The sequence below is a fragment of the Arcobacter sp. L genome (assembly GCF_000284235.1).
Taxonomy (GTDB): Bacteria; Campylobacterota; Campylobacteria; order Campylobacterales; family Arcobacteraceae; genus Aliarcobacter; species Aliarcobacter defluvii.
The window spans coordinates 2,743,627-2,765,863 of the sequence record NC_017192.1; the positions used below are offsets into that span (position 1 = coordinate 2,743,627).

The following is a 22,237-nucleotide window of genomic DNA, read 5'->3' on the forward strand; positions in this document are numbered from 1 at the left end:
GAAGCCTTTTTGTATAATTTTTGGGAAGTATAACAAATATTAGATAAATGCATATTTGTTTTAATTTTAGCTTATATTTATTTTGTAACTAAATTATATTATAATAACATTATAATTTCAAAAGGAGGATTTATATGTCAAATCAGACTATAAAATATATTGTCCCTGTTGCAGTATTATTGATCTTATGGTTCATTCCAGCACCAGAAGGTTTATCAGCTAATGCATGGCATTTTTTAGCAGTATTTTTTGCTGTTGTTGTAGGACTTATTATTGAGCCAGTTCCAGCTGCTCTTGTGGGTTTTACTGGTATTTCATTAGTTGCACTTTTAGGGTTAGTAGGAAATCCTAAAGAGAGTATTACATGGGCTCTTTCAGGATTTTCAAATAGTGTTATTTGGTTAATCTTTGCAGCTTTTATGTTTGCACTAGGTTATAAAAAAACAGGTTTAGGGAAAAGAGTTTCACTTATTATGATTAAATATATGGGAAAAAGTTCACTTGGTCTTGGATATGCAGTTGCATTTTCGGATTTAGTTTTAGCTCCATTTATGCCATCAAATACTGCTAGAAGTGCGGGATCTGTTTATCCAGTTGCTATTAATATTCCACATATTTTTGATTCTTATCCAGATAAAGATCCAAGAAAATTAGGTGCATATATCTCTTGGGTTGCAATTGCAACTACTTGTATTACAAGTTCTATGTTCTTAACTGCACTTGCTCCAAATTTACTTGCAGTAGATTTAATCGGAAAAAGTACAGGACATGTTATTAGTTGGGGAGAATGGGCAGGAGTTATGTTACCACTTATGATTCCATTATTCTTACTTACTCCTTGGTTAACTTATGTTGTTTATCCACCAACACAAAAAAAATCTCCTGAAGCTCCTGCTTGGGCAGCAGAAGAGTTAAAAAAATTAGGTGCAATTACTTTTAAAGAATATCTTATGGCAGGGCTTGCAACTGTTGCACTTGTTCTTTGGATTTTTGGTAAAGAAATTGGTGTAGATTCTACAACTGTTGCTATTTCTGTTGTATCAATTATGGTTTTAACAAATGTAATTACTTGGGATGATTTGATTTCAAATAAAGCTGCATTTAACGTACTTATTTGGTTTGCATCTTTAGTTGCTATGGCAGCTGGTCTTAAAAAAGTTGGTATTTTAGACTGGATTGGAGCAAATACACAAGAAATGTTAGCAGGTATGAGCCCAATTGCACTTATCTTATCATTACTTGTTCTTTTTTTCTTATTACACTACTTTTTTGCTAGTGTTACAGCTCATGTTACAGCTCTTGTTCCAATATTTATGACTATTGCTGCAAGTTTACTTGCACCTGAACAATTAGTTCCATTTACTGTTATTTTAGCTGGAAGTCTTGGGGTTATGGGAATTATTACTCCTTATGCTACTGGACCATCACCTATTTGGTATGGAGCAGGATATATTTCACAAGCTAGATGGTGGGGATTAGGTGCGATATTTGGTGCACTTTATCTTGCTGTTATTATCTTAGGTGCATTTATATTCATCTAAAAAATTTAAAAGAGGTTTTCCTCTTTTAAAAAATTGTTTGAATCACTAAAAAACAAGCAATTATAAATAAAACTACTTTTACAACTTTTCTATAAATTTCTTGTGGAATTATATTTTTTATTTTTAAACCTAAAAACATTGCAACAACTACGATAATTAAACTACTAAAAGATGTAAAAAGTAACTCTTGATTAAATGAACCATGAATTGAAAAAAGAATGATTTGAATAATTTTTCCAAATAAAAAACATAAATTTGTTGATTGAATTATCTCTTTTTTTGTATGTTTTGATTCAAGCGAATATATGATTAAAATTGAAGCCATAACATTTGTTAATCCACCTATTATTCCAGCAACTAAACCAAAAACTATCATAGAAAAAGTTTTTCTTTTTTTAACCCACAACATCTCAATTTTAAATTTTTGAATAAACAAATATAAAAATATAGATATAGCTAGCAAAAGTTTAAAAATTTCAGAATTACTATATATTAGTATTTGTGTTCCAATTGCACTTCCTATCATTCCAATAATTGCCAAAGGAAAAAATCTTTTTAATACTTTAAGAAACTCTCCTTCACTAAATATACTTATTAAATTTATAAGCAAAGTAGGAATAGCTATATATAAAATAGCTGTTTTCATATCTGTAACCATAGCTAAAAGAGGAGTTGCAAGCATAGGAAAACCAAAACCAATACTTCCATGAACTAAGGAAGAGATAAAAAGTATAATGGAAAGAATAAGAAAGAAGTCTGAAGATAATTCCATAATAAATCCTAAAAAAGACTTATTATAGAAAAATTTGATTTAAGTTTAGAAGTTTTTATTTATTATTTCTAAAAACTCTTTTGGATTTTTATATCCAACAACTTTTGAAGATGTAACTTCATTTTTGTCTTTATCCCAAAAAATTATCCCAGGAGGTCCTACTATTCCAAACATTTTTTGTAAAGCTTTATCATCATCATTATTTTGAGTTACATCTGCTTGTAAAAGTGTAAAACCTTGTAATTTTTTGATAACATCTTCATCTTTAAAAGTTATCTCTTCAAACTCTTTACAAGCTACACACCAAGAAGCCCAAAAATCTAAAATTACTGGTTTATCTGATTCTTTTATTGCTTGTTTTAATTCTTCAATATTTTTTATTTTTTTAAATACTAATTTTTCACTTGCAACTTGTGTAGCGATTCCAGAAGTAAATTTTTCCAATGGATTTAAAGGATTAGTAGCTCCACTAATTGCTGCAATAAATAATATTCCACCTAAAAGGAATAAAACAACAGTTATTAATTGAGCAATAATATGTTGATAAATCTTTAAATATATAGCACTTCCAAGAAGTAATAATGCCCATAAATACATAATAATAGTTGCATCTAAAACTCTATCAAGAAGCCAAATTGCAACTCCCAACATCACTATTCCAAATATTCTAGTGATTCCTTCCATCCAACCACCAGGTTTTGGCATAAATTTACCTGCGCCTAAACCAATAAGAAGTAAAGGAACACCCATACCTAAACTCATAACAAATAAAGCCATTCCACCAAGAAGCGCATCACCTGTTTGACCAATATAAACTAAAGCTCCTGCAAGTGGTGGAGCAACACAAGGTCCAACAATTAATGCTGATAAGAATCCCATAATAGCAATTCCAACTATTCCTTGTTTTTCTTTTCCATCTGTTGTTTTATTTACTTTATTTTGAATAGCTTGAGGAAGTCTTATTTCAAAATAACCAAACATAGAAAAAGCTAGAGCTACAAATATTAAAGCAAAAACAACTAATACATAAGGATTTTGAAGTGCAACTTGTAAATTTGCTCCAAAAACTCCTGCAATAATTCCTGCAATAGTATAAGCAACACTCATAGAAAGTACATAAACTAAAGATAAAAAGAATCCTCGACTAGCTGTCATACTCTCTTTTTGAGAAGCACCTACAATTATTGAAGATAAAATTGGAATCATTGGGAAAACACAAGGAGTTAAAGATAAAAGTAATCCAAATCCAAAAAATGTTGCTAAAACTAAAAGTAAATTCCCATCTTTTAAACTATTTGCAATAGTATCTGTTTCATTTAAATTTTGAGCATTAGAAACTTTTTGCTCAACCTCTTTTTTAACTTCTTCTTTTTTTGCACTTTCATCAAAAGTTAGAAGATATTTTTCACTAATTGGCGCATAACAAAGTCCTGCTTTTGAGCATCCTTGAAAATGAAGTTCAATTTCATATTTGTTTGTATCAATTTTTGATTTTAATAATTCAAATGGAATAGTCAAATTTAAACTATTAAAATGAACAATAAACTCTTCATAAGATATAGGTTCAGGAATATTTATATTTTGTGTAATATCAATTTTTTGTGGTTTTGATATAAATATTTTTATTTTATCATCATATAAATATATATTATCACCTAACTCCAATTTTATGTTTAAATTATCTTGATTTTTTATAAAAGTAGTTTTAAATGCCTCTTCAGGTTCTAAAATCTTTGGGTTTAAATCTAAAGAAAAAGAATAAACAAAAATCAATAAAAATAGTAAAATCTTTTTCATTTAAAATCTTCTTTTGTTGTTTGAAGTAACTCTTCTTTACTTAAAACTCCAACATATTCTTTTATTGCTTTACCATCTTGGAAATATAATAACGTTGGCAATTTTGAAACACCATATTTTTTTGCTAAAACCAGCTGTTCATCAATATCAACCTTATAAATTTCAACATTATCTGGTTTGATTACATCAAAATCTTCTAAATTATTTGCTAATATTTTACATGGTGGACACCAAGTAGCATAAAAATCTACAATTACATTTTTATCTTTTATTTTTGACTCAAAATTATCTATTGTCAAGTTTTCATATGCAAAAACTGAAATAGCACTAACTAATATTGATAAAACTACTTTTTTCATTATTTACCTTATTACTCTTAAAATTTTTGATTTATTATATTTAATCTTTATAAAGAGTTTGTTTATAAGAAATTTATAATTTTCTATTTATTATCACTTATAAGATTTTATTATAGATTTTATGTTAATATCCAATTTTAATAAAAGGAAATTTATGAATAATTTAGTAGATTTACAACCAAAAATTGTTGAAAAAATGATAAATGATAATATAGTTATGATAGATGTTAGACGACCTGATGAATGGGCAAGAACAGGCGTTATAAAAAATGCTCACTTATTAACTTTTTTTGATGAATTTGGTGATTATAATATAGAAAAATGGATGGAAGAGTTTGAAAAGCTTGTAACTTCTAAAGACCAAACTTTTGTATTAATTTGCGCTCATGCAAATAGAACTAGAAACATTGGAAATTTTTTGATAGAACAAGGATATAAAAACTGTGCTCATTTATTTGGAGGAATGGCTTTATGGGAGCAAGAACAAAGAGAAACTGTTCCTTATAAACTTTTTTCAAAATTAGGAGTTTAAAAAACTCCTATGCTCCAATATTATCTTTTTTAATTTTTCTTTTTTTAGGATTAATTGAGCATCTTGGTTTTATACTATTTTCAATATAATCCATTATTTTAGCTGCAATATTTATATTTGTAGATTTTTCTATTCCTTCGAGACCTGGACTAGAATTTACTTCCATTACAAGAGGTCCTCTACGTGATGGTATCATATCAACTCCACAAACTCCAAGCCCCATTGCCTTTGCTGCTGCAATTGCTGTTGCTTTTTCTTTTCTATTTAATTTATATGATGTTGCACTTCCACCTTGATGTAAGTTTGATCTAAAATCTCCTTCTGCACCTTGTCTTTTCATTGCACCAACTACTTCATTATTCACAACAAAAGCTCTAATATCTGCACCACCTGCTTCTTCAATATATTCTTGAACAAGTAAGTTTACATCCATTCCATAAAAAGCATCAAGAACTGATTTAGCAGCTTTTTCACTATCAACTAAAACTACTCCTACACCTTGTGTTCCTTCTAAAATTTTTAAAACTAAAGGTGCTCCACCACTTAAAGCTATTACATCTTTCGCATTTGATTTATTTGAAGCAAAAACTGTTCTTGGCATATCTACACCATTTCTTGATAAAACTTGTAAACTTCTAAGTTTATCTCTACTTCGTGTAAGTGCTAAATTTCCTGTTGTACTAAATACATCTAACATCTCAAAGTGTCGCACCATTGCAGCACCATAATAAGTTCTACTTGCACCAATTCTAGGAATTATAGCATCAGGAGTTGGCAAAACTTTTCCTTCATAGTTTACAACTAATTCCCCTTTCATAATTTCAATTGTACATTTTAAATAATCTATTACTCTTACATCCCAACCTTTTATATTTGCTTCTTCAACTAATCTTTTTGTTGAAAATAAATCTTTATTTCTTGACAATATATAAATTCTCATATAATCCTCTTTTTATATAGCTTTTGTTAGATATTCTTTAGAAACATCAACTAAAAAACGGTTGGCTAAAAACTTTCTTCCTATTAACATCGGATATTTCATATCTGATCTATCAGTTAAGGATATATCTGTTTTATATTTTTTTCCAAAAAAAGAGACACTTACTTGGATAGTTGCTCTTAATTGAATAATTCCATTTGAACTTTTGACTTTTTTTATTTTGTAAAGTGGCATCTTTATTTTTTTGCCATGGTAAGCAGGATGAACTTTATCTAATAATGTAAAATAAACAAACTTATTGTCATTATCTATAAAAATATCATCACAGTGTAACGAATTTGAATCTGCACCAGTATCAATTTTAGCATCTAGGTCAAATAACTCTAAATCTAAAATATCAACTATTTCTCTTCTTCCTATAACTTTTTTTTGTGACATATTTTACCTCTTAAAAAGATAATTATATCACAAAAAAATTCCAGAAAAACTACAATAAATTACTTTTTGGCATCAAGTGCTTTTTGTAATATTGTAATCACCTCTTCTAAGTTTTCATAAGGGATATGTGATTTCCATTGAATATCTTGTCCATTTAATGAAATACCGATACTAATAATATCAGGAGTATCTTTTCCATAAGGTTCAGTCACATTAGATATAGAAATTTTTCCTTTTTTTGTACCTGCTAGTGCTAGTGTTCCTAATTCTGTAATAGTAGACATGTTAATCCTTTATTATTTTAATTTAAATTGTACTTAAATAAGCTTTTGATTAAGTAAAACTACTCAATTTTTAATGAAGGTTCACCTAAATAAAAACCTTGAAACTCATCAACACCTAAATCAAATAGAGTATTATAAACATCTTTTGAGTGTACAAACTCTGCAATTACTTTTATATTTAAAGCTTTTGAAAAATCTATAATTGATTTTACCATTTCATAAGAATTTTTGTCGTTATAAATATTTTTTATTAAAGAGCCATCAATTTTTATATAATTTGGTCTAATTTTCAGAATATGTGCAAAATTCGAATATCCTGTCCCAAAATCATCAATTGCAATTTTTACACCTTGTTTTCTATATTTTAAAATAAACTCTTCTAATAAACTATAATCTGAAATATAATCACTTTCCAATATTTCAAAAACAACTTTTTCCCTATTTTCACTATCTAATTTATCAATATTTTTATCTAAAGAAATTATAAAATCTCCATCTAAAATATCTTTAAAACTTAAATTAAATGATATTTGTCTTTTTGTTTTTGATAAATCTGCAAATGCTTTAGATATTATTTGATTTGATAGTTGTAAATACTGTTTTGTTTTTACAGAAATATCAAGAAATAAATAAGGACTTAGATAAACAGTTTCACCTTTTTCATTTATATCTTTTATTCTCATCAAAGTTTCATATTTTACAATTTCATTATTTCTATTATAAATTGGTTGATAAAAAGGAATAACATCATCTTTTTCTATTGCTATTTTTATTTTTTCACGCCAATACATAGATTTTTTTATCATCTCTTTTGTATCAATTTCATTGTTATATACAAAAAACTTCATATTAGATTTTTTTGCTTTTTTTAATGCAATACTTGCAGCTTTTATAGGTTCTTCTTGAGCGATTGAAATACCTAAAGTTATATTTATAAATACATCTATATCTAACTCTTCAATATGTATTGCTCTATTTTTAAATATTTTACAAAGTTCACTTATAAACTCATCATATCTTGAAAAGCCCATCATTTTTTTATCTGCTAAACAAAAAACATTTCCATAAATTCTATATGGACTAACACTAAATTTTGTAGCAAATTCACTTAAAACTTTTGCAATTTCAATTAAAACTAAATTTCCTGTTGAAAACCCATAAAGTTCATTTATATCACCAAAAGAATCAACATCAATTAAAGCAATTGAAACAAAATCATTATCTTTTATATCATCTTCTAAAGCTGTTCTATTCTTCAAGTTTGTCAATTCATCATAATATAATCTATCTTGAATCTCTTTAGTTTTTACTTGAACTTGTTCTTCAAAATTTTTTCTATTATTTTCAACTTGATCAAGTAAGGTATTAAATTGAGTTGCTAAAAAACCTATTTCATCTTTTGATTTAACTGCATTTTCTAACTCATTTGATGGAACATTTGCTTTTTGAACTTCTTCAAACATTTTATTAATTGGTGTAATTATTTTAATTGTAATAAAAATACCAATCATTGATAAAACTATAAATAAAACCATAGAAATATTTAATATTAAAGAATTAGTTCCTTCAATAAAAGTATCAAAATCATCTTTATAAATATTTGAAACAATATACCAATCTAATTGAGGATTGTATTGTATCCAAGATAATTTTTTATAAGTATAATTATATGGATCATAAATTCTATTCCATTCATATTCAAAAGAGTCTTTTTTTAAATATGCTTTTTTTAGTTCCTCATATAAATATCTTTTTTCTAATCCTGGAATTACTATTTTATCAAACTCTTTTGATGAAAATTCACCACTAGGATCAAAAACAATTTTTCCTGTATTATCAAAAATGAAAGCATAACCAGCTTTACCTAAAGTAACTCCTGAAAGCAGTAATTCAATTTCTTCTTTTAAGACTTCTTTATCAGTAAGTGTTCTAGATTTTTCATTTATTACTGAAACTATCTTATCAAATTGAATTTTTGTATTTTTTATTTCAGTTTCACTTAAAAAATTATTTATTTTAGGAGATAGAAAAAAAACTACAAAAACCAAATAAGTCAAAAGACCTAAAATAAACAACCAAGCAATTTTTAGAAAAATTTTTGTATTCATTACTTACTTCTTTAGAATTTACATTTTACCTATTCTCTGACCAAATTTAATATTTTTATTCAATAAATCATCTATTTGAACAGAATCTTTTTCCCAAAGCATAACAACAGTTGAACCCATTTTAAAATATCCTAAACATTCACCTTTTGTTATTTCAATATTATCATAATTATAAACTTTTATCTCTTTTGCATCAGTATTTGTTTCTACTCTATTTTCAAATTCAAAAACCATTTGTCCTACATTTAATGCACCCACAAAAACCATATAAAATAGTTTTCCATTGTTTTCACACTCTAAAATTACTCTCTCATTTTGAACAAAAAGTTCGAACTCTTTATTTAGATATTTTAAATTTACAGGATAAAGTTTCCCAGGAACATGAATTAGTTTATTTAATTTAAAATCACAAGGGGCATGATATCTGTGATAATCTTTTGGTGATAAATAAAAATTCATAAAAGAACCATTTTTTATTTTTTCAAAATTATCTGTACAGTAAAAAGTTAGTAACTCTTCAACACTATATTCCATACCTTTTATTTGTAAGGCTATATCTTCACTTAAAATTCCACATTCTGTGATTAAGCTATCTGCTGGAGAGATTATAATATCACTTGATTTATCAATTTCTCTTTTTAAAATTAATTCTCTAGTAAATAAATCATTCAACGATTTATAATACCTAGAATGTTTAAATTCACTCATATCAAGTCCCATTAATTTTACATAACTAGCATTTATTATTTTTTGAATAAATGTTGGGAACTCTTTTTTCGCAAATTTTCCAAAGTATTGAGAAATTAGATTTGTGATATGCATTATTTTCCTTTTTTAATCAGTTAAGTTATTATTTTATCCTTTTTTTCTTCTTAAATTGCTTTAATAAAAAATTAGCTACTCTTCCATAATAATTTATAAAATTTTTAAGGATATTTTTATGTATAAAATAGTTGTGGCAAATCAATGTTCTTGCTTCAAAGAGAGTAATTTAGAAAATAATTTAACTTTTGATTCAAAAGAGGAAGCATTAACAAAAGCAATTGAAATGAGAGATATAATGAATAGTAAATTTTGTAAAAAGCACTCTTTTGAACTTCAAGAGATGTTTAATAACTTTGTAATCTCATTTTATAAAGAAGAGCTAAAACCTGATTGTTGTGGAAATGGTTGTTGCATGTAAGCAACAACTATTTTTTAGGCATTAAAATATACATTTTTCCTTTTTCTTTCATTCTTCCTGCATACTCAAAAGCAGTTGAACCAAATCCCCAAAAGAAATCTGCTCTAATTTCACCTTTTATTGCGCCACCTACATCTGCTGCAACCATCAATTGATTTATAGGTTTTTTTGTTATAGGATTTTTTGTATTAATAAAAACAGGAATCCCAAGTGGAATATAACTTCTATCGACTGCTAAATTTCTTTTTGCAGTTAATACACTACCAAGACTTCCTTTTGCCCCATCTTTAGAAATTTTGAAAAAAATATAACTCTCATTTATATTTAATACTTCATCTATTTTTGTAGGATTATTTATAAAAAATTTCTTCATACCTTGAATTGATAAATCATTTTTAATTAAATAGCCTTTTTCAAGCATATAATTACCAATTCCTGTATAAGGCCAACCATTTTGTTCTGCATAACCTATATTTATTAATTTTCCATTGTCAAGTTGAATTTTTCCTGAGCCTTGTATATGAAGAAAAAATAAATCATATTTATCATCAACATAAGCAATTACTTCTAAATTTGGATTTTTAGGATTGTCTTCTATCTCTTTTCTTGTATCATACGGAACTATCTTATTATTTACAATTTTTCCTCTAGATTTGTAATTTTGCAGATTTGGGTCATCAGAAACAATCAAATTTTTTGGAATTTTATAAACTGGATATTTATATCTTTTTGTTTTTTTCAAACTTCCATGTAAAAGTGGTTCATAATATCCTGTTATAGTACCTTCATCACTTGATTTACTATTATATAGTTTATAAGGCTGAAAATTTGTTATAAAAAATTCTTTTCCATTACTTTGAAATTCAGCTTTTTGACAAACTTCTTTAAATAATTCATATCTTTTTGATCTTTTACAATCTTTTTTAAAAATATCTAATGCATAATTTAAATCATCATCAAAAAAACCTTCAATTTCATTAAAAGATATTGGTTCTGTTTTATTTAAAACTTCTTTTTGGGGAGTTATTTCTTTTTTTTCAATTATCTCTTTTTTAGAAGAACATCCTGCTATTAGAATAAGTAAAAAAAATATAAATATAAAATTTTTCATTAACAACAAGATGAAGAGTTTATAGAATGAATTTCTTTTAGACCACAATTATTACAAGAATATTCTATTTCTACAACTCCTGAACAGCCATGATTTCTTAAAATTCTACTATTTATAACTTCTGAAGTAAAAGTTGTATTTGTATTTTTGTCAAAAAAAGTTTTTGTTTTTGCTTTACAAGTTGGACATTCTCCACTATTTAATAAATCTAATCTACTTTTTTTAGTTTTAAAATATAAAAGAACAGAAAAGATAGAAATAAGGAAAAGTATTAATATAAAAATAAGAGTTTGCATGAAGCAGAGTTTGTTACTCTACTTCTGCATCGATAACGTCATCGTCATCTTTTTTAGCTTTTTGATTTGGTTGACCTTGTTGTGCTCCACCTTGTTCTTTTGCATACATAGCTTCTGCTAATTTATGAGATTTTTCAGTTAAAGTTTTTAATTTTGCTTCAATCTCTTCTTTAGTTGCATTTTCATTTTTTAAAGTTTCTTCTAAATCAGCTGCAGCATCAATAATTGCTTTTTTCTCATCTTCAGAAACAGCATTTTCATTTTCTTCTAAAGTTTTTCTAGTTGAATGTAATAATGCATCTGCTTGATTTCTTACTTCAATTACAGCTTTTTTCTTAGCATCTGCTTCTTTGTTTGCTTCAGCTTCTTGAACCATTTTTTCAATTTCTGCATCACTTAATCCAGATGAACCTGAAATTGTAATTTTATTTTCTTTTCCAGTTCCTTTATCTTTTGCTGATACATTTAAAACACCATTTGCATCAATATCAAATGTTACTTCAATTTGAGGCACACCTCTTGGAGCTGCTGGAATATCAGAAAGTTCAAACATACCTAAAGATTTATTATCTTTTGCAAATTCTCTTTCACCTTGAACTACGTGAATTGAAACTGCTGGTTGGTTATCATCTGCTGTACTAAATACTTGAGATTTTTTAACAGGAATTGTTGTACCTTTTTCAATTAATTTAGTCATAACTCCACCTAAAGTTTCAATTCCTAAAGATAATGGAGTAACGTCTAATAATAATACATCTTTAACATCACCTTTTAAAACTCCAGCTTGAACTGCAGCTCCTGCTGCTACAACTTCATCAGGATTTACACCTTTATTTAACTCTTTACCAAAGAACTCTTTAACTACTTTATTAGCTTTTGGAAGTCTTGTAGATCCACCAACCATAATAATTTCATCAATATCACCTTTATTTAATCCAGCTTCTTTTAATGCAATTTTAATATGGTCTAAAGTTTCATCAATTAAATGCTCAGTCATAGATTCAAATTTTGCTCTTGTTAAAGATTTAACTAAGTGAATTGGTCCTGCACTTCCCATAGAAATAAATGGTAAATTGATTTCTGTTGATTCAGCTGAACTTAACTCTTTTTTAGCGTTTTCTGCTGCATCTTTTAGTCTTTGTAATGCCATTTTGTCATTTTTAATATCAAAACCATTTTCATCTTTGAACTCTTTTGCTAACCAATCAATGATTGCATTATCAAAATCATCTCCACCTAAGAAAGCATTTCCATCTGTAGCTAAAACTTCAAATGTTCCATCACCAATTTCTAATACAGTAACGTCAAAAGTTCCTCCACCTAAATCGTAAACTAGAACTTTTTCTTCACCTTTTTTATCTAAACCATATGCAAGAGATGCAGCTGTTGGCTCATTGATAATTCTTAATACATTAAGACCAGCAATTGTTCCAGCTTCTTGAGTAGCTTTTCTTTGTGCATCATTAAAATAAGCTGGTACTGTAATAACAGCATCAGTTACTGTTTGTCCTAAATATTCTTCAGAATCAGCTTTTAATTTTGATAAAATTTTTGCTGAAATTTCTTGTGGAGTATAAATTTTTCCAGCGATTTCAACTGCTGCTGCCCCATTTCTATCAACAATTTTATATCCAACTTTACCTTGTGCTTCTTGAGCATTTTTTTCATTCATCATAAGACCCATAATTCTTTTGATTGAATAAATAGTTTTTTCTGGATTTGTAATCGCTTGTCTTTTAGCAGGATCTCCTACTAATACTTCACCTTTATCTGTAAAAGCAACAATTGATGGAGTTGTATTTTTTCCTTCTTTATTAGGGATAATTTTTGCTTCCCCATTTTCATAAACTGCAACACAAGAGTTTGTTGTTCCTAAATCTATACCTATTACTTTACTCATTTTTAATCCTTTATCAAAGTTTTATTTTAATTTAATTTATAATTTTTCAAATCTATCTAGTTTTATGACATCACGGTCAGAAAATTATCTAAGACTAATTAGCTATACTAACCATTGAAGGCCTTAATAACCTATCTTTTAACTTATAGCCTTTTTGTAATTCCTGAACAATCTGTCCTGATTCATGATTGTCACTATCTACTTGCATTACTGCATTGTGAACATTTGGATCAAACTCACCATCTGTTTCAACTTTTGTAATATTGTGTTTTTCAAAAGTAGTATTGAAATTTTTAATAGTAAGTTCAATTCCTTCTTTTAATTTTCTTAAAAGTTCAGATGCATCAAGTTCAGCATTTGCTGAATGTAAAGCCATTTCAAGAGTATCAATTGGAGCTAATAAATCTTTAGCAAATTTTTCACTTGCATAATCTATAGCTTGATATTTTTCTCTTTCAAGTCTTTTTTTGATATTCTCAAAATCTGCATGAACTCTTAGATATTTTTCTTCACTTTTCTTTAGTTCATCTTCAAGCCTTGCAACTTTTTCTTCTAAACTCTCTTCTTTTGAAACTGTTTCTTCTGTTGTTTCAACTGATGACTCTTCTTGTTGAATCTTTTCTTGTTCTACTAATTCTTCTTTTTTTTCTTCACTCACTGTTATCTCCTAAAAAGTTGTAATTTTTTCATAAAAAAATTCATAATCTTTGGGCAATTCACCAACAACCAACATCTTTACATCTTCATTGTTTATTTTACAATAATTACAAACACCTATGTAATTTATTGGCAATAAATTTTCAAAATATAATCCTTCTTTCAAATCATCTAATACTTGTCCCTTTAAAAAACTATTTATTGTATATTCATCAAAATTGTAATTTAAAGCCAAATTTAGAAATTCTCTATAATTAAAAATTTGAAAATCTGTATTTTGTATATTTTGGTTTATTGCTTCATAAACCTCATAAGCACCCACATCTTTTGAGATTTTTATAATATCTTTTAAATCTATATCTATCATATCTCTCAAAAATCTATAAAGAGCATCGGAATATTTAACACTAATTGCAAATGAAGAAAATTCTAATATCATATATTTATTTTCTACATTCAAAATATTTTTTAATATATCACTTTTTTCTTTTTTTATAAAAACAGACAGTCCTATTTGAGATGCAAAATATTCTAAAGCTCGTAAATTTATCCCTTTTAGCTTAAAATTAAGTTTTGATTTCCAATACTGTTTTAAAGCTTCACTTGTAGGAGTTCTTCCACTACTTATATGTTCTTGAGCTAAATATCCTTCTTCACCTAGTTTTTTAAAATAACCTCTAATAGTTGCAGGTGAATAAGTTATATCGTACATAGATTTTAATTGAGTTGAACCTATTGGCTCTAAATGCTCAATGTAAGCTCTAATAATTGATTGTAATAAAAACTCTTTTTTATCTAACATAAAATGTTACTCCAGTATTTTAGCACTCTATCTCTTAAACTGCTAAAGAATTATAACCTATTGAGTCAATATTTGTCAAGTATTTTTATATTATCTTTTAATTTTTTATTTAATTTTTAAAATTGAAAAGATTTTTAAAATTTATTCATAAAAAATTGCAATTTTTATGTAATTTATATATAATTTATACACTATTAATATAGAAATCATTTTATTTTAAAGATATAATTGTTTCGATATTAAATAAATTTAAAATATGGAGAGTAAATTATGAAATTTAATGGTAAAAAAATTGCAACTGCTACTTTGATTGGAATGTTATCAATCCCTGCATTTTCTGCTGAGTTTGTTACAATTGGAACAGGTGGAGTTACTGGAACTTATTATCCAACAGGAGGAGCAATCTGTAGATTAGTTAATCAATATAAAAAAGATACTAAATTAAGATGTTCAGTTGAGTCAACTGGTGGTTCAGTATACAATGTAAATACTATTAAAAATGGAGAATTAGATTTTGGTATTGTGCAATCAGATGTTGTTTATCAAGCAAGTAAAGGAGAAGGTGCTTTTGAAGGTGCTGCTATTCCAAAACTAAAATCAGTTATGGCTATTTATCCAGAATTACTTACTTTAGTTACTAGAAAAGATGCAAATATTAACTCTTTAATAGATGTAAAAGGGAAAAGAATTAATATTGGAAATCCTGGAAGTGGAAATGAAGCAACTGTTTTAGGATTATTTGAAGAGAGTGGAATCAAAAAATCTGACTTAAAATTTGCAGGTGCATTAAAAGCTTCTGAAATGCCTGATGCCTTAAGAGATAATAAAATTGATGGATATTTTTATATGGTAGGACATCCAACAGCAAATATCAAAGATGCATCAAACTCTGTTGATGTAAAAATTACTCCAATTGAAGGTGCAAATGTTGATTCTCTAATTAAAAGATATCCATATTTTGCAAAAGCAAATGTTCCTGGTGGAATGTATAAAGGAAATGATACTGATATTCCAACATTTGGGGTAAAAGCTGTACTTGTAACAAGTGATGATGTAAGTGTAAATGCTGTTTATACTGTAGTAAAAGCTATATTAGAAAATTTTGATGAATTTAAACAATTACATCCAGCTTATGCAAATATCACAAAAGAATCTTTATTAGATGGATTATCTGCTCCATTACATGAAGGTGCAAAAAAATATTACCAAGAAATTGGATTAATAAAATAACTAAACTAAGGAGAAAACTCCTTAGTTTTTATTTTCATACTTCATTTAAAGAATTTTAGATGAAGTATGAGAACAAAAATATTATTTAAAATATACAAAGGATATAAACCTATGGCGATTTATGAAGAAAAACCCCATAAAATTTCCCAATTAGAAGTCGAAGAGGCTAATGAAACAGAAGCTAGATTAAATGAAATGGAAGGACAAAGGGTATTTGGAAGAGAACACTATGAATTTTGGTTAATTTCTATTATTGCTCTTGCTTGGTCTTTATTTCAATTATATATTGTTGTTGAGCCAACTAACTCTACAATAGTTAGATCAGTGCATCTATCATTTGCAATGATTTTAGCTTTTTTAATTTATCCAATGATAAGAAAACCATATTTTTTATTAAAAATTAGATGGTTTGGATATACATTAGCAACTATTGGTTTAGTTACTGCTGCTTATATCGCTTACTTTTATGAAGAACTCTCTTTAAGACCTGGTGATTATACTTCTTTAGATATTGTTATGGCTGTTATTGCTGTTATAATCTTATTGGAAGCAGGAAGAAGAGTTTTAGGACTTGCTTTAAGTATAATTGCTATTTTTTTCTTAGCTTATGATTTATTAGGTCCATATATGCCTGAGTTAATTATTCATAAAGGTGCTAGTTTAAATAAACTTGCTGGGCATATGTATCTCACAACAGAAGGGATATTTGGTGTTCCTCTTGGAGTGTCTGCAGGATTTGTATTTTTATTTGTTTTATTTGGTTCTCTTTTAGATAAAGCTGGTGCTGGTGAATATTTTATAAATTTAGCATTTTCAATGCTTGGTAAATATAGAGGAGGTCCAGCTAAAGCTGCTATTGTAGCTTCTGGATTTACAGGAATTATGAGTGGAAGTTCAATTGCAAATACAGTAACAACAGGAACATTTACAATTCCACTTATGAAAAGAACAGGATTTAGACCAGAGCAAGCAGGAGCAGTAGAGGTTGCAGGTTCAACTATTGGACAATTGATGCCACCTATTATGGGAGCTGCTGCATTTATTATGGCAGAATTTTTGGGTATGGCATATACAGATGTTATTATTAGTGCATTTATTCCTGCTTTTGTTTCTTATTTTGCACTATTTTATATAGTTCATTTAGAAGCTTTAAAACTAGGTCTAAAAGGTTTAAAGAAAGAGGATTTACCTGAAAAACTAAAAACTTTTTTACAAGGTATTCACTATTTAATTCCTATTTTTTTCTTATTATATACATTAGTTGTCTTAAGACAAAGTGCTGCTAGTGCTGCTTTTAATGCAATTATGCTTTTAATGATTTTAATGATTGTACAACATCCTTTTAGAGCTTTTTTAGCAAAAGAAAAGATTACTAAAGATATTTGGCTTTCAGGATTTGTTGATATTTTAGCTGGAATGATAAGTGGTGCTAAAAATATGATTCCAATTGCGATTGCAACAGCTCTTGCAGGGATAGTAGTTGGTTCAATAACACTTACAGGATTAGGACAAGTTTTACTTGATGTTGTAGAAACTTTAGCAGATGGAAATATTTTTGCAATTTTATTACTTGCTGCACTTATTTCATTGATTTTAGGTATGGGTCTTCCAACAACAGCAAACTATATTGTTATGGCTTCATTAACAGCACCTGTTATTTTAACACTTGCTGCTGATAATGGATTTTTAATTCCTGCAATTGCTGCACATCTATTTGTATTTTATTTTGGTATTTTAGCAGATGTTACACCACCTGTTGGGCTTGCAGCTTATGCAGCAGCTGGAATTGCAAAAGCAGACCCTATAAAAACAGGAATTATTGGATTTATGTATAATATTAGAACAGCCATATTACCATTTATGTTCTTCTTTAATCCAGAATTACTACTTATCTCAGGAGTTGATCCTTTAAATCCAAGTGATCCTCACGGTTGGATATGGATTACAAATCCAATTGATATAGCTGTTATTTTTACAACTGCATTTATAGGAATGATTTCTTTCTCTTCATTTATGATTGGATATTTTGTAACAAAAACTACATTATTAGAAAGATTATTATTTTTAGTTCCTGTTCCTTTTATGTTTTTACCAAAAGTAATAGAAACATATCTTCCAATACCAAACCATTATATTTCATATTTAATTGGTATTGCTATCATCGTTGGAATTTATTTAGTTCAAAAAAGAAGAGTTAAAAAAGAGGCTTCTATATAAAAAAGAAAAGAGAAAAGAGAAATTCTCTTTTCTTTTTACTTCAATAACACTTTTTCTATTATATATCCATAACCTTTATGAGAGATAATAAAATCATTATCTTTTATTTTATCTTTTAATCTCTTCATTACCGTTCTAAAAGATGAATCATTTATTGAAATATCATTCCAAATCTCTTTTTTAAATCGTTCAATTGGGATTAATGTTCCAATATTTTTTATCAATACATCTAATACTTCTGATTCTTTTTTTGATAATTTAACAATTATATTATTGTTATATAATTTACTTGTTTCCATATCATACATATAACTATTATTCAATTTAATTAAATTACTTATTTCATTAAGAACTTTTGGTTGTTTATCCAAAAGAACTTCTTGTTTTGCTTTTTGAAGCATTTCCATCATATTGTCAATATTTAAAGGTTTTACAAAATATCCACTTACTCTTAAATTTATAAGCTTTAATAAATCTTCTTCATTTTTATGAGCACTTACAATGATAAATCTCTGATTTGGAATAAGTTTTAATATTTCATCAATCATCTGCATGCCATTTATATTTGGCATATTCAAATCTGTAATTACTAAATCGAAATTCTCTTTATTATCAAAACTTTTTTGAATAATTTCAAGGGCATCCGCTCCATCACAAGCAACAATAACTTCATCAAAAATTGTATTAAGATAAAAAGCTAAAGTTTTTCTAGCTAACTCTTCATCTTCTACTAATAAAACTTTTGTTTTAAATTTCTGCATATTTTCTCTTTATTTTGTATTATAAATAGATTATATCAAAATTGCTTTTAAGCATTTAGTTTTATTAAAAACTCTACTCCATCATCTTTATTTACAGCTTCTATTTTGCCATTCATATTTTTTTCAATGATTACTTTTGTCATATAAAGTCCAATTCCTGTACCTTGATTTTCAAATTTAGTTGTAAAATATGGTTCAAAAATTCTTTCGATAATTGTTTCATCTATATTTCCACAATTATTAAAAATTGATATGAATATATTTTCTTTTTCTTTATAAATTTTTATTTCTATTCTTGCTTTAAACTTTATAGTTTTATCTTTTATAATTTTGGCATCAATTGCATTATTTAGAATATTTACAATTACTTGTTCAAATTCATTTTCATAATTTTCTACTTCAACATCAATTGCATCTATAAGCAATTCTATTGAATTTTTTTCCAAAGATGATTTCACTATTTTTGAACTTTGAATAATTGAGTCTTTTATATTAAAGACTTTTTTTTCTTTTGATGGTTTATAAAAATTTCTAAAATCATCAATGGTTTGTGACATAAAATCTATTTGTAATTTTGCATTTTTTATTGTTTCATTTAATTCATCTTTTGAAATCAATCCATAAGAATCTCGTATATAATAAATCAAAAGATTTATATTATTTAGTGGTTGTCGCCATTGATGAGCGATATTTCCAAGCATTTCACCCATTGAAGCTAATTTATTTTGCTGAACTAATAATCTATCTTTTTCAAGATTTTTTTCAACTTCTTCTTCAATTTTTTGTTTTAACTCTTCTTCATTCATTTTAAGTTTTGTTATATCATTTAAATAACCGTAAAAACCTATAACATTTGAATAATCATCTTTGATTAAAATAGCTCTTGTATAAACCCATTTTATATTACTTTGTTTATCTATAACTCTAAAAATACAATTAAATGAATCGCTGTCATCTTTTACTGCTTTTTTAATAACATCTTTTAATGGTTTAACATCATCTTTATAAACAAATTTAAAAAAATTGTTTTTATTTTCAAAATCATTTACTTCATAACCATAATCATTAATACTTTTTGAAACAAATTTAACAGTTAAATTTTCATCATTTTCCCATCTGAAAATTACAATTCTTCCATGTTCAGTTAAAAGCTCTACATCTCTTAATTCTTTTGTTAGTTTTACTCTATCATCAATATTCATTGACATCATTAAAACTCTATTTGAGTTAAAAACTTTTCCTCGAACTAAAATCCATTTATAATTATTCCATTTGTCTTTTAATCTGTATTCACAAATAAAATGCTCACTTTGTTTATTTATATGTTTTTCAAACTCCTTGATAACTTTTAATTTATCATCTTTATGTATTAAACTCAACCATTCTTCAAAAGTTTGAATATCATTTCTTTTATAACCAAACATCTCAAGCCATTTATTTGAAAAGAAAATTTCATTTGTTTCTAAGTCCATATCCCACAAACCATCATTTGAAGCAATGATTGCAAGCTCATATCTCTCTTTCCATTTTTTAAAAAGGAAATTTTTTCTCTCTAATCTTTTGTTGTATCTATTAAAAATTGTATTAATAAATTTTCCAAAAATATTAAAAGAGGTAATAAGTAATAAAGCAATAAATGTAACTAAAAGATAAAATCCAACAAGTTTTGTTTCATATTCTTCTTTTATATTTTTTAACTCTTGGTTCTTTTCACTTGTTCTTACAAAAATTTTATATTGATATTTAGGAAATGTATATGAAAAATCATTTGCACTTTTTTCTTCGAAATCTTTTATATCCTTTATATCTTCAATTTTTCCACTCATTTTGTAGTTAAAAACTCTATTTTCGTGAAAATCATAAAAATAGAAATATGAGTTATTTAAAGTTTTACTTTTTGCAATGATTGAATCAAAAATTGCTTTTTCTGTAAGAACTTTCATATCATCAATTTTTGAATAAGCTCCAATATAAATATTCAAAAAATCTATATATTTTATAAAACTTAATTGTATGTTTCTTTTTTGATTATCAACACTATACATCAGGTTATTATCACCGATATATTCAATATTTCTTAACATATAATATTTAAATTTCGCTGTTTTATTTTCAGAATTTGTAAGTTCTGTTAAACTCTCTAATAATTTCTCACCATGTAATAATTTATAATTAATATTATCAAATAGTAAAAAATTTATATTTCTTTGTTTTTCTACTTCATCTAGATATGGTTCTAAAAAACTCATATTAAAAGGTTTTCCATCTTTTAGATTTGCTTTTATAAATCCAATAATCTCATAAATTGAATTACTTAAATCATTTTCAATATCATCAAAATTTGCACTTGTATTATATTTTATACTTGAAATATAAGTTTTTAAAACATCATTTTTATAAAAATTTTCATTTTGAATAAGAATATTTATCCTATTTTTTTTCTCATATTCTAAAAACAAGAATATAGAGATAAATGAGATAACTGAAAGAAATAAAACAAATATTAAAGGTGTATAAATTATCTTATTTTTTATATCTAAAAGTGTATAAAACTTCTTTTTCTTAAAAAACATTTTAACCCTTAGTATTTTATTTTAGCTAGGTATAATCCATTTGCCTTAATAGGAGTTTTAAATAAATTTTTCTCACAATTCAACTGTATTTTCAAATCTTCGATAGTCAATCTTTTATCATTAATTGCTAATAAAAATCCAACCATTAATCTAATTTGAGAACGTAAATAAGAGTTTGCAACAAATTTAAAAACATAAATATCTTTATATTTATAAAAAGCTGTTTCAAAAATTTCTCTTATTGTAACATCTTTATCACTTCCTGTTTTATGAAAATATTTAAAATCATAAACACCAATAAACTCTTTTATTGCTTCTTTTAAAAGTTTTTCATCTACAGATTTTACGAAAGTAATAAATTTATCATTAAAAGGAGTTGTTGGCTTTGTTGTGATTATATATCTATAAACTCTTTTTTTTGCATGAAATCTTGAATGAAAATCTTCATTTACTTTTACTATATGTCTTATTTGTATAGAACTAGGTAATCTTTTATTTAAAATTTCTTGTAATTTAAAAAAATCTGTCCAAAAATCTGGAATTACACAGTTAAAAACTTGTCCTGTTGCATGAACTTCTTTATCTGTTCGCCCACTTAGAACTATTGAAGTATCAATATTTAGAGTTTTAAAAGCTTTAAGTAATTCATCTTCTATTGTATTTTTATTGGGTTGCTTTTGACTTCCTAAATATGAACTTCCATCATAAGCAACAATAAATTTTAAATTCATAAGAA

At 26.4% G+C, this 22,237-nt stretch carries 21 protein-coding genes; 5 read left to right on the plus strand and 16 right to left on the minus strand.

The window, feature by feature from the left end; genetic code table 11:
- Positions 1-134 precede the first annotated feature (134 nt).
- On the plus strand, positions 135-1,541 hold the full coding sequence (locus tag ABLL_RS13565) for a DASS family sodium-coupled anion symporter (RefSeq protein WP_014475355.1): 1,407 nt from the start codon (positions 135-137) through the stop codon (positions 1,539-1,541).
- Positions 1,542-1,566: 25 nt separating this feature from the next.
- Here ABLL_RS13565 and ABLL_RS13570 read toward each other — a convergent pair whose 3' ends face one another.
- From ABLL_RS13570 to ABLL_RS13580, 3 genes are read right to left on the minus strand one after another with little or no spacing between them, the layout of a single operon-like run.
- On the minus strand, positions 1,567-2,313 hold the full coding sequence (locus ABLL_RS13570; RefSeq protein ID WP_014475356.1) for a sulfite exporter TauE/SafE family protein: 747 nt from the start codon (positions 2,311-2,313) through the stop codon (positions 1,567-1,569).
- Positions 2,314-2,358: 45 nt separating this feature from the next.
- Complete coding sequence (gene dsbD, locus ABLL_RS13575) at positions 2,359-4,110, minus strand: protein-disulfide reductase DsbD (RefSeq protein ID WP_014475357.1); 1,752 nt, start codon at positions 4,108-4,110, stop codon at positions 2,359-2,361.
- A complete protein-coding gene (locus tag ABLL_RS13580) occupies positions 4,107-4,469 on the minus strand; it encodes a co-chaperone YbbN (RefSeq protein WP_014475358.1) in 363 nt (120 codons plus the stop codon). The genes dsbD and ABLL_RS13580 overlap by 4 nt, the downstream gene beginning before the upstream one ends.
- A 154-nt stretch (positions 4,470-4,623) precedes the next feature.
- On the opposite strand from ABLL_RS13580, the gene ABLL_RS13585 reads away from it, so the two are divergent.
- Positions 4,624-5,001, plus strand: coding sequence for a rhodanese-like domain-containing protein (locus ABLL_RS13585; protein ID WP_014475359.1), 378 nt, complete (start codon positions 4,624-4,626; stop codon positions 4,999-5,001).
- A gap of 7 nt (positions 5,002-5,008) precedes the next feature.
- Here the strand turns inward: ABLL_RS13585 and rimK are convergent, their stop codons facing one another.
- Genes rimK through ABLL_RS13610 form a run of 5 tightly spaced genes read right to left on the minus strand, consistent with a single transcriptional unit; the run spans position 5,009 to position 9,593 of the window.
- The gene (gene rimK / locus ABLL_RS13590) at positions 5,009-5,941 is read right to left on the minus strand and encodes a 30S ribosomal protein S6--L-glutamate ligase (RefSeq protein WP_014475360.1); all 933 of its coding nucleotides are present in this window, start codon (positions 5,939-5,941) and stop codon (positions 5,009-5,011) included.
- 12 nt (positions 5,942-5,953) lie between these two features.
- Positions 5,954-6,379: a RimK/LysX family protein gene (locus tag ABLL_RS13595; protein WP_014475361.1), complete on the minus strand. Its 426-nt coding sequence runs from the start codon at positions 6,377-6,379 to the stop codon at positions 5,954-5,956.
- A 59-nt stretch (positions 6,380-6,438) separates the two neighbouring features.
- The gene (locus ABLL_RS13600) at positions 6,439-6,663 is read right to left on the minus strand and encodes a hypothetical protein (protein ID WP_014475362.1); all 225 of its coding nucleotides are present in this window, start codon (positions 6,661-6,663) and stop codon (positions 6,439-6,441) included.
- Between the two features lie 59 nt (positions 6,664-6,722).
- Positions 6,723-8,771 carry a sensor domain-containing phosphodiesterase gene (locus ABLL_RS14955; protein WP_014475363.1) on the minus strand — a complete coding sequence of 683 codons (2,049 nt, stop codon included), beginning with the start codon at positions 8,769-8,771 and terminating at the stop codon, positions 6,723-6,725.
- Positions 8,772-8,789: 18 nt separating this feature from the next.
- Complete coding sequence (locus ABLL_RS13610) at positions 8,790-9,593, minus strand: phosphatidylserine decarboxylase (RefSeq protein ID WP_014475364.1); 804 nt, start codon at positions 9,591-9,593, stop codon at positions 8,790-8,792.
- Between the two features lie 118 nt (positions 9,594-9,711).
- Between ABLL_RS13610 and ABLL_RS13615 the strand changes: the two genes are divergently transcribed.
- Positions 9,712-9,954, plus strand: coding sequence for a hypothetical protein (locus tag ABLL_RS13615; RefSeq protein WP_014475365.1), 243 nt, complete (start codon positions 9,712-9,714; stop codon positions 9,952-9,954).
- Positions 9,955-9,961: 7 nt separating this feature from the next.
- Here ABLL_RS13615 and ABLL_RS13620 read toward each other — a convergent pair whose 3' ends face one another.
- From ABLL_RS13620 to ABLL_RS13640, 5 genes are all read right to left on the minus strand, one after another.
- On the minus strand, positions 9,962-11,065 hold the full coding sequence (locus ABLL_RS13620; RefSeq protein WP_014475366.1) for a murein transglycosylase A: 1,104 nt from the start codon (positions 11,063-11,065) through the stop codon (positions 9,962-9,964).
- Positions 11,065-11,361, minus strand: coding sequence for a hypothetical protein (locus ABLL_RS13625; RefSeq protein ID WP_041654931.1), 297 nt, complete (start codon positions 11,359-11,361; stop codon positions 11,065-11,067). The genes ABLL_RS13620 and ABLL_RS13625 overlap by 1 nt, the downstream gene beginning before the upstream one ends.
- Positions 11,362-11,374: 13 nt before the next feature.
- The gene (gene dnaK / locus ABLL_RS13630; RefSeq protein WP_014475367.1) at positions 11,375-13,261 is read right to left on the minus strand and encodes a molecular chaperone DnaK; all 1,887 of its coding nucleotides are present in this window, start codon (positions 13,259-13,261) and stop codon (positions 11,375-11,377) included.
- A 94-nt stretch (positions 13,262-13,355) separates the two neighbouring features.
- Positions 13,356-13,919 (minus strand): nucleotide exchange factor GrpE, encoded by a 564-nt coding sequence (grpE, locus tag ABLL_RS13635; RefSeq protein WP_014475368.1) that lies wholly within the window; start codon positions 13,917-13,919, stop codon positions 13,356-13,358.
- A gap of 9 nt (positions 13,920-13,928) precedes the next feature.
- Entirely contained in the window at positions 13,929-14,720 is a 792-nt protein-coding gene (locus ABLL_RS13640; RefSeq protein ID WP_014475369.1) for a heat-shock regulator, read from the minus strand.
- Between the two features lie 270 nt (positions 14,721-14,990).
- Between ABLL_RS13640 and ABLL_RS13645 the strand changes: the two genes are divergently transcribed.
- Entirely contained in the window at positions 14,991-15,950 is a 960-nt protein-coding gene (locus tag ABLL_RS13645; RefSeq protein WP_014475370.1) for a TAXI family TRAP transporter solute-binding subunit, read from the plus strand.
- Between the two features lie 111 nt (positions 15,951-16,061).
- Positions 16,062-18,167, plus strand: a complete 2,106-nt coding sequence (locus ABLL_RS13650; protein ID WP_014475371.1) for a TRAP transporter permease — start codon at positions 16,062-16,064, stop codon at positions 18,165-18,167.
- 35 nt (positions 18,168-18,202) lie between these two features.
- Here ABLL_RS13650 and ABLL_RS13655 read toward each other — a convergent pair whose 3' ends face one another.
- The 3 genes from ABLL_RS13655 to truA are packed head-to-tail and all read right to left on the minus strand — an operon-like array spanning position 18,203 to position 22,232.
- The gene (locus ABLL_RS13655; RefSeq protein ID WP_014475372.1) at positions 18,203-18,928 is read right to left on the minus strand and encodes a response regulator transcription factor; all 726 of its coding nucleotides are present in this window, start codon (positions 18,926-18,928) and stop codon (positions 18,203-18,205) included.
- A gap of 47 nt (positions 18,929-18,975) precedes the next feature.
- A complete protein-coding gene (locus ABLL_RS14825) occupies positions 18,976-21,501 on the minus strand; it encodes a PAS domain-containing sensor histidine kinase (RefSeq protein WP_014475373.1) in 2,526 nt (841 codons plus the stop codon).
- Positions 21,502-21,509: 8 nt separating this feature from the next.
- On the minus strand, positions 21,510-22,232 hold the full coding sequence (gene truA / locus ABLL_RS13665) for a tRNA pseudouridine(38-40) synthase TruA (RefSeq protein WP_014475374.1): 723 nt from the start codon (positions 22,230-22,232) through the stop codon (positions 21,510-21,512).
- Between the last annotated feature and the right edge of the window lie 5 nt (positions 22,233-22,237).